General features: G+C 72.0%; 7 protein-coding genes and 1 pseudogene. 3 read left to right on the top strand and 5 right to left on the bottom strand.

Going from position 1 to position 5,891, the window contains the following annotated elements; genetic code table 11:
• Positions 1 to 266 precede the first annotated feature (266 nt).
• Positions 267 to 494: a hypothetical protein gene (locus AC07AL_RS25385; RefSeq protein ID WP_363586702.1), complete on the bottom strand. Its 228-nt coding sequence runs from the start codon at positions 492 to 494 to the stop codon at positions 267 to 269.
• A gap of 190 nt (positions 495 to 684) precedes the next feature.
• On the opposite strand from AC07AL_RS25385, the pseudogene AC07AL_RS25380 reads away from it, so the two are divergent.
• The 3 genes and pseudogenes from AC07AL_RS25380 to AC07AL_RS25370 all read left to right on the top strand — a co-directional run.
• Positions 685 to 855, top strand: a pseudogene (locus AC07AL_RS25380) (hypothetical protein); the annotation flags it as partial.
• Positions 856 to 891: 36 nt separating this feature from the next.
• Positions 892 to 1,104, top strand: coding sequence for a DUF397 domain-containing protein (locus tag AC07AL_RS25375; RefSeq protein ID WP_363586720.1), 213 nt, complete (start codon positions 892 to 894; stop codon positions 1,102 to 1,104).
• Between the two features lie 192 nt (positions 1,105 to 1,296).
• The gene (locus tag AC07AL_RS25370; protein WP_363631097.1) at positions 1,297 to 2,733 is read left to right on the top strand and encodes an aminopeptidase P family protein; all 1,437 of its coding nucleotides are present in this window, start codon (positions 1,297 to 1,299) and stop codon (positions 2,731 to 2,733) included.
• A gap of 78 nt (positions 2,734 to 2,811) precedes the next feature.
• Here the strand turns inward: AC07AL_RS25370 and AC07AL_RS25365 are convergent, their stop codons facing one another.
• The 4 genes from AC07AL_RS25365 to AC07AL_RS25350 form a co-directional block, all read right to left on the bottom strand.
• Positions 2,812 to 3,450 (bottom strand): hypothetical protein, encoded by a 639-nt coding sequence (locus AC07AL_RS25365; protein WP_363631095.1) that lies wholly within the window; start codon positions 3,448 to 3,450, stop codon positions 2,812 to 2,814.
• 129 nt (positions 3,451 to 3,579) lie between these two features.
• A complete protein-coding gene (locus AC07AL_RS25360) occupies positions 3,580 to 4,047 on the bottom strand; it encodes a GNAT family N-acetyltransferase (RefSeq protein WP_363631093.1) in 468 nt (155 codons plus the stop codon).
• A 66-nt stretch (positions 4,048 to 4,113) separates the two neighbouring features.
• The gene (locus AC07AL_RS25355; RefSeq protein WP_363586698.1) at positions 4,114 to 4,845 is read right to left on the bottom strand and encodes a class I SAM-dependent methyltransferase; all 732 of its coding nucleotides are present in this window, start codon (positions 4,843 to 4,845) and stop codon (positions 4,114 to 4,116) included.
• Between the two features lie 45 nt (positions 4,846 to 4,890).
• Positions 4,891 to 5,889, bottom strand: a complete 999-nt coding sequence (locus tag AC07AL_RS25350; RefSeq protein ID WP_478318276.1) for a substrate-binding domain-containing protein — start codon at positions 5,887 to 5,889, stop codon at positions 4,891 to 4,893.
• Positions 5,890 to 5,891: the final 2 nt, after the last annotated feature.

The raw sequence follows: 5,891 nt of genomic DNA, 5'->3' as shown, positions 1-5,891 counted from the left end.
CTCCTTTCTCCCCCCCCCCCCCCCCCCCCCCCCCCCCCCCCCCCACCACCCCCCCCCCTCCCTGCTCCCCCCCCCCCCCCCCCCCCCCCGCCGTCATGTCTGCACCCTCATCCACCCTGCGGCAAGCGCGAATCCCCCCGTCGAGGAGGCGAAGAGGATAAGGACGAACACCAAGGCACTCGCCTCCGTGGGAACACGCTCAGGAATCGCGAGGAAAACCACACCCGCGAGCGCGAAGCTCCCGATGGCGATGGCGCCGGAGGCGATTACGGTCGCATTCCCCTGCGGAGGACGACGACCAGTCGCTCGATGACGTCCGGCCGGGCGGCTCCGAGGTCGATCAGGATGACTCCGGTGGCTTTGGCCGAGCGCCAGTCGATGCCGAGGGAGGGCAGTTTGACCTCGGCGGCGCTCAGGACGGCCTGGAGGTCGTCGAGGATGTCGGCCGCGGCGCGACGGTCCTCGGCCGTGACCTTGTCGATCATGCTGCTCATGGGGCATCGCACTCTTCGCTGTTCGTGATCCAACGCGCTTCGGTGTCCCACTCCACGCCACCTCCGACGGGCCGGAGGAAGGCCAGCCCGTGCTGCCACCCCATGAAGACGGCCCAGCACCCGGAGCGGACGTCGTAGACCCGCTCGCCGACAACGGCCGGCCGGTAGGGCTCGGACGGGCGAAGCCCTCCCGGCGACCATGCCGTTCACGCTGCTGACCAGCACGGACAAGAAGTGGATGGCCTACCTCGAAACCATCCAACGGGGCTACGTCGAGCGCGAGGACGAGGACAAGATCCGTTCCCTCGCAAGGACTTACCATTGGCTCCAGGCCCAAGCCCTCTCATGCGAGGACTCGTTGGCCCTCATCCACGCCCGTCTCAAGGAGTTCCACGCCATGTTCCCCATCGCGACGGTCAAGCCCACCTCCTGGCTGAAGTCCTCGTATAGCAACGGTGGCGGCGAATGCGTCGAGGTCGCACCCGGACTCCCCGGCATCCTCCCCGTCCGCGACAGCAAGGACCCCGAGGGCCCTCAGCTCGCCTTCGGCGCCGACGCCTGGCGGTCCTTCGTCACCGGAGTCAAGTCCGGCGACTTCGGCACCGTCTGAGATCCAGGCCGCCGGGTGGCGTTGTCGTTGCGCAGGTGGAAGGCCCGGCCGCCGGGCCGGCCGGTTCCGCGAGGTGTCTACCCCTTCTCTTCGAACTCTGCTCGATATACCGTACATAACGCTTGTTACGTACCGGGCAGGTCAGCGTAGCGAAGCACCTTGCATCCACCACCCTCACCTGGAGAGTCTGCTGTGACCGAACCCGCCGAGACCATCAAGTACCGCAAGAACGGCCTCACCCGCGGCGTCACGGACGAGCTCGCCGAGAACATGAAGCAGGGCTGGGCCGACACCGAGCGCCTCGCCCTGGAGCCGATCCCGCAGGCTGCGCACACCGCCCGCCGCCGCGCCGAGCTGTCCGCGGCCTTCCCCGGCGAGCTGCTGGTGGTCCCGTCCGGCAACCCGAAGGTGCGGGCCAACGACACCGACTACCCGTTCCGCCCGTCCTCCGACTACGTCTACCTGACCGGCGACCAGTCCCAGGACGCCGTGCTGGTCCTGGAGCCCACCGGCGACGCCGGCCACCGGGCCGCCGTCTACCTGCGCGACCGTTCCCGGACCGACAACGGCGAGTTCTGGCTGGACAACCACGGCGAGCTGTGGGACGGCCGCCGCAACAGCCTGACCGAGAGCGAGCAGCTGCTCGGCCTGCCCTGCCGGGACGTCCGCACCGTCCACGCCGATCTGCGCGCGGCCACCGGCCCGGTGCGCGTGCTGCGCCGCCACGACGCGGGCGTGGAGCAGTCCCTCCAGGGCCTGGCCGTCGCCGAGCGGGACGCGGAGTTCGAGGTCTTCCTGTCCGGACTGCGCCTGGTCAAGGACGAGTTCGAGATCTCCGAGCTGCGCTTCGCCTGCGAGGCCACCGCCCGCGGCTTCGAGGACGTGGTGCGCATCCTCGGCACCGACACCGAGACCCCCGAGCGGCTGATCGAGGGCACCTTCTTCGTCCGGGCCCGGATCGAGGGCAACGACATCGGCTACGGCAGCATCGCCGCTGCCGGCCCGCACGCCACCACCCTGCACTGGGTGCGCAACAACGGCCACGCCAAGCCCGGCGACCTCCTGCTGCTCGACGCCGGCGTGGAGACCAACCGCCTGTACACCGCCGACGTCACCCGCACCCTCCCGGTCAGCGGCCGCTTCACCGACCTGCAACGCAAGGTCTACGACGCGGTGTTCGCAGCACAGGAAGCCGGCATCGCCGCGGTGAAGCCCGGCGCCGACTTCCGCGACTTCCACCACGCCGCCCAGCGCGAGCTCGCCGAACACCTCACCTCCTGGGGCCTGTTCGGCGACCTCACCGCCGACAAGGTGTACGAGCTGGGCCTGCACCGCCGCTTCACCCTGGCCGGCACCGGCCACATGCTCGGCATCGACGTCCACGACTGCGCCCACTCGCGCACCGAGGAGCACGTCGACGGCCCGCTGAAGCCGGGCATGGTGCTCACCGTCGAGCCGGGCATCTACTTCCAGCAGAACGACCTGACGGTGCCCGAGGAGTACCGCGGCACCGGCGTCCGGATCGAGGACGACATCCTGGTCACCGAGGACGGCAACGAGAACCTCTCGGCCGGCCTCCCCCGCACCTCCACCGAGGTCGAGGCCTGGCTCGCCGAACTGCGAGGCTGAGCCCCCGGAACGACAGCTGCGGCACCCGGGAACGCCCGGGTGCCGCACGTCGCAGTGCCGCGTCCAGAGCGTGAGGCGTCAGAGTGTCGGCAGCGGTTCGTCGAGCCCCGGCTCGCGCCCCTCGGTCAACCAGAAGACGTAGCCCCGCAGGTAGTCCTCCAGCCCGTCGTCCAGGTACGCCGCGTACCCGCGCAACGACTCGGGGTCGTTGCGCCCGTCGGTGTCGGCCAGTTCGGCGGCGATCCACTCCCGGACGGCGTCCCGCCCGTGCCACCACGCCCGGACGGTCTCCGGCGTCCAGTAGTCGTCGCCGTCGCAGTTGAAGCCGCCGATCGGCTCCATCTGGGCGACCCCGACGAGGGCCGCCAACTCCCGGAGTCCGCCCGGCTGGCGGTAGACGAACTCGCAGTGCTCCTCGCCGGAGAGGACGTGCGCGGGCAGGTAGAACGGCCCGTTGAGGCCGGTGTCCGTCATGCCGGCGTAGAACGGTCCGGGCACGCCCAGCCGGCTCCGGTCCTCCCAGCGCCCGTCACCGACCCCGCCGCCGGAGAGCCGGACGGCCGACAGCGGGTCCCAGTAGGCGACTTCGTCCCAGGGCCCGTCCGCGGGGTAGTTCAGCAGGTCGCCGTGGAACCGCTCCAGCGACCTCTGGAGCCCGTCCTGGAAGGCCTCCTCGCCGTGGTCCGGCCGACGGAACCACCGCCTCGGCATTCGCATACGTCCCACGGTATCGACCGTCGCGCGCCCTCCTCCCGCCGCCAGGGCAGGTCCCGGCGGGCTGCGGCTACTTCAGCTTCCCCAGCGCCGTCCCCACCCGCTGGACGGCGTCCACGGACGGGGGCGGGATCAGGCGGTCAGCGGCTTGGCCCAGCGGCTCCACTGCGGTTCGGGGCGGTAACCGGCGGACGCCCAGGTGCGGTGGCCGAGGGCGTTGTCGTCCAGCACCATGGCGTCCGCGCGTCGGCCGCCGAGCGCGGCGAAGCGCTCCTCGGCGGCGGCGAGCAGGGCGGCGCCGATGCCCCGGCGGCGGTGGTCGGGGTCGACGGCGAGCCGGTAGAGGTGACAGCGCCAGCCGTCCCAGCCGGCGATCACGGTGCCGAGGACGGCGGCCGGGTCGCCCGCCGGGGTGGCAACGATCAGGCACTCCGGATCCCGGGCGAGCAGCGCGGCCACGCCCGGGGCGTCGTCCGTGATGCTGGCGCCCTTCGCCGCCCGGGCCCAGAGGGCGAGCAGGGCGGGAATCTCGTCGGGGGTGGCGGTGCGCAGGGCGATCCCGTCGGGGGCAGCGGTGCGCGGGGCGATCTCTTCGGTCATGGCGGCCTGTCTAGCAGGCGGTTCCGCCCGACGGCCGGGAATTCCGCAGCCTGGACGGACGGGCCGTCAGCCCAGCCGCCACACCGTGGTGGTCTTGACGGCGGTGTCCTCCAGGTCGGCGACGACCGGCACCTGGTAGGCGGCGAGCGCGGTGAACCGCTCCCGGGGCAGGTAGGCCCGGCCGGGGTCGCCGACGATGACGGTGGCGCCGCGCGCGGCGGCCCGTTCCAGGAAGGGCAGGAAGCGGGCGGCCATGGCCCGTTCGTAGAAGACGTCGCCGGCGAGCACCACGTCGGCCGGGGCGCCGTCGCCGTCCACCAGGTCCACCAGCGCGGCCTCCACGCGCACGCCGTTGGCCTCGGCGTTGAGGCCGATGGCGGCCACCGCGTAGGCGTCGATCTCGGCGGCACGCACGGACGCGGCGCCGCTCAGCGCGGCCGCGACGCTGACCACCCCGCCCCCGGCGGCCACGTCGAGCACCGCCCGCCCGGCCACCAGCTCGGGGTGGTCCAGCACGTGGCGGGCGACGGCCACCCCGCCCGCCCAGGCGAACGCCCAGAACGGCGGCGGCAGTCCGACCTCCCCCCGCGCCCGCTCGGTGGTCTCCCACAGGGTGATCGCGTCCTCGGCCATGTGCAGGCCGACCTCGGGGACGAACGGGACGGGCTTCAGCTCAGTCTCGCGCCGGATGAAGGCGAGGTCGGCCTCCGACGGATCGGCCTCCGACTGGTGGGTCTCCGACTGGTGGGTCTCCGGCTGATCGGTCTCCGGCTTGAGAGTGCGCAGCTCACTCGGCATCTCCGCAGCATAGGGCCCGCACGGGGGTGCTCACGCCCGCCGCAGCTACTGGAGGCCGGCCGCGGAACAGGCGGCGGCGTAGTCCGGCGTGCAGATCTGGGCGACGGTGAAGAGGCCGTCGGCGACCACGGTGGCCTTGATGTTGTCCTTGGTGAGCGCGACCGGGGCGATCAGGCCGGCCGGCACCTTGTCGCTGCTGCCGCTGGTCACCGTGGTCGGCACGAGGGCACCGCCGATTTCCTGGCCGTAGGCCAGGTCGACGGCCAGTTGCGCGGCCACGTCGGCCTCCGACTTGAAGGGCTTGTAGACCGACATGGCCTGGGCGCCCGCCAGGATCCTTTGCACGCCGTCGAGTTGGAAGTCCTGGCCGGTAAGCGGGACACTCCGGCCCGACACCTCGGAACCGGACGCGCTGGAGTCGACCGCGCTGGGTGCGGCAGCGTTCGGGTCAGCCGTGTTGGGGTCGGCCGCGTTCGGGTCAGCCGTGTTGGGGTCGGCAGCGTTGGGATCGGTGGGCGAGCCGTTGGTCGTGATCGTCTCGCCGCCGTCCGCCGTGCCGTCCACCGCCGCCGCGGCCTGGCCCCGCAGTTCGACGACCTTGCGGTTGTCGAAGGACACGTAGGCGTCGACCGGCCCCTGGGCGAGGCGGTCGTAGGCGACCACCTTGACGCCCGCGTCGTGCGCCTTCTGGATCGACGCCTGGATCGACTTGGCGTCCACCGCGTCCAGGATCAGCACCTTGGCGCCCTTCTTCACGGCGGCGTCGATCTGGGTCTGCTGGACGGCGGCGTCCTGGCCGGCGTCGTAGTAGTCGATCTGCGCGTCCGGCGCCAGTTCCTTGATCTTCTTCTCGATCAGCGGCCGGTCGAACTGCTCGTAGCGGGTCGTCCTGGTCTCCGGCAGCAGCAGGGCTATCCGCCCGGGTCCCCCCCCGGCCGCGGCCGGGAGGGGAGGCGGGGCGCCGCCAGAGGCGACTCCGGGCGAACTCCACAGAACTTCGCAGGAAAGCGCCCCCAAGCAGAGGGAAAGCGCCTCGGTCCCCACCA

Source organism: Kitasatospora sp. NPDC043949 (assembly GCF_056435365.1).
The sequence above is the reverse complement of the archived record's forward strand: the minus strand, read 5'-3'. Positions and strand labels throughout refer to the sequence as shown.

Bases quoted from the DNA above. Each gene is read 5' to 3' on its own strand.
- AC07AL_RS25385 (WP_363586702.1), bottom strand. From the start codon at position 494: ATGAGCAGCATGATCGACAAGGTCACGGCCGAGGACCGTCGCGCCGCG.
- AC07AL_RS25375 (WP_363586720.1), top strand. From the start codon at position 892: ATGTTCCCCATCGCGACGGTCAAGCCCACCTCCTGGCTGAAGTCCTCG.
- AC07AL_RS25365 (WP_363631095.1), bottom strand. From the start codon at position 3,450: ATGCGAATGCCGAGGCGGTGGTTCCGTCGGCCGGACCACGGCGAGGAG.
- AC07AL_RS25360 (WP_363631093.1), bottom strand. From the start codon at position 4,047: ATGACCGAAGAGATCGCCCCGCGCACCGCTGCCCCCGACGGGATCGCC.
- AC07AL_RS25355 (WP_363586698.1), bottom strand. From the start codon at position 4,845: ATGCCGAGTGAGCTGCGCACTCTCAAGCCGGAGACCGATCAGCCGGAG.